The organism is Streptomyces sp. NPDC046261 (assembly GCF_040646235.1).
GTDB lineage: Bacteria > Actinomycetota > Actinomycetes > Streptomycetales > Streptomycetaceae > Streptomyces.
On the sequence record NZ_JBEYZU010000052.1, the window covers coordinates 1 to 2,207 of the forward strand.

Consider the following 2,207-nt stretch of genomic DNA (forward strand, 5'->3'; position numbering starts at 1 on the left):
CCCGACCAACCCTCCGGCACACCCACCACATACCGCTCATCCACCACAGCCACCGGACCGAACCCACCCGGCACCATGCCCATCACCCGATCACCCGGGCGAACACCGTGCACATCGGCACCGGTCTCGGTGACCACGCCCGATGCCTCGGCCCCCAGCGGGCCGGCCTCACCGGGGTACATGCCGAGGGCGTTGAGAACGTCACGGAAGTTGACGCCCGCAGCCTCGACAGCCACCCGGATCTGCCCCGGAGCGAGCGGCTCCAGCGCCTCCGGATGCGGGGCGAGCACCAGGCCGTCCAGGCTGCCCTTGGCACCGGCATCCAGCCGCCAGGGCTCACCGGCCGGAGGCAGCAGGCCCCGCCCAGAGGCCGTACGGGCCAGCCGGCCCACCCGCAGCACACCGTCCCGCACCACGAACTGCTCATCACCCGCGGCCAGCAGCCCGGGCAGGCTCGACAGCACGGCGGACACACCGCCGACGTCGCCTTCGACATCGCCACCGAAGTCGCCATCGATGTCGAGCAGCGCGAAGCGGCCCGGGTTCTCCGACTGCGCCGAACGCACCAGACCCCACACCGCACCCGCCGCAAGATCATCGACGCCCTCGCGGGAATCGACGGCGACCGCCTTACGGGTGACGAACACCAGGCGCGAGGCAGCGAACCGCTCCTCCGCCAGCCACTCCTGAACCAGACCCAGCACCCGGCCCGTCAACTCATGCACCGCGACAGCGGCATCAGCATCGGCATCACTGCCCGAGACGGAAACGAGGACCAGGCTCTCCTCACCCGTGACCTCTGCCAGAGAGCCGGCCGTCGCGCCGACGCCGAACTCGTCCACCGCGCCCAACGTCACGCATCGGACCTCCTCGGAGGCATGCGTCTGCGTCTCCGGTGCGGCCGTCCAGTCCAGGTAGAGCAGCGGATTCTGCCCGGTGAGCTGGGGGGCGGAGGCCACCACGGCCTGCCGTGCACGCATCGCCAGCTTCTCGACGGTCAGTACCGGCGCGCCCTCGACATCCGCGACCGCGATGGTCAGCGAGTTCTCACCGAGCTTGACCATGCGGGCCCGGACGACCGAAGCACCGCCGGCGTGCAGCGACACACCACTCCAGCCGAACGGCATCACGACATAGCCGTCGTTGCCGACGCCTGCGATCTCGTGGGCGTGCAGCACCGCGTCCAGCAGCGCCGGGTGCAGCCCGAAACGCTCGGCGTCCTCATGGGCATCGTGCGGCAGCGCCGCCTCGATGAAGACCTCGTCGCCGCGCATCCAGACCGAGCGCAGCCCCTGGAACACCGGACCGTACTCGGTCCGGTCGTAGTAGCCCTCGATGTCCACAGCCGTGGCGTTCCGGGGCGGCCAGACGGAGGCGTCAAATTCCGCCACCCGCTCGCCGGTGCCCAGCAGACCCGTGGCGTGCTCACTCCACGCCTGCTCGGCGGCATGCTCCGGGCGCGAGTAGAAGGTCACCGTACGGAGACCGGCCTCGTCGGGCGCGCCCAGCAGCACCTGGACGAGTGCGGCGCCATCCTCGGTCAGCACCAGCGGGGCGAGCAGCGTGAGTTCCTCGACCCGGTCGCAGCCGACCTGGTCGCCGGCGCTCGTAGCGAGCTCCAGGAAGCCGGTGGCCGGGAACATGACCTTCCCGTCCACGACGTGGTCGACGAGCCAGGGCTGCGACTGCAGGGACAGCCTGCCCGTGAACAGCACCTCGTCCGAGTCCGCAAGGGCCAGGGTCGCGCCCAGCAGCGGGTGTTCCGCCGGGGACAGACCCGCACCGGTGACGTCGCCGGTGTGCACAGCGGGCGTGGGCCAGTACCGCTGGTGCTGGAAGGCGTACGTCGGCAGGTCGACGCGCCGGGCACCAGTGCCGGTGAAGAGCGCGGTCCAGTCGATGCCGACCCCGGCGACGTGCAGCCGGGCAAGAGCGGTGAACAGGGCCGTCTCTTCGGGACGATCCTTGCGCAGGGCGGGGACAACGACGAGGTCGTCGTTGTCGCCGTCCAGGCTCTGCTGAGCCATCGCGGCAAGACCACCGTCAGGGCCGAGCTCGAAGAAGGCCGACGCTCCGGCTTCGGCGAGCGCCGTCACACCATCGGCGAAACGAACGGCCTCACGGACATGCCGCACCCAGTAATCAGGGCTGCACACCAAGTCCGCCGTCGCCAGCTCGCCCGTCACGTTCGACACCAGCGGAATCTC

General features: G+C 70.5%; 1 protein-coding gene. It reads right to left on the reverse strand.

Features of this window, described 5'->3' with window-relative positions:
* Positions 1 to 2,195, reverse strand: a 2,195-nt coding sequence (locus tag ABZ956_RS30450; protein WP_361900745.1) for a polyketide synthase dehydratase domain-containing protein, incomplete at its 3' end; no start/stop codon positions are given.
* Positions 2,196 to 2,207: the final 12 nt, after the last annotated feature.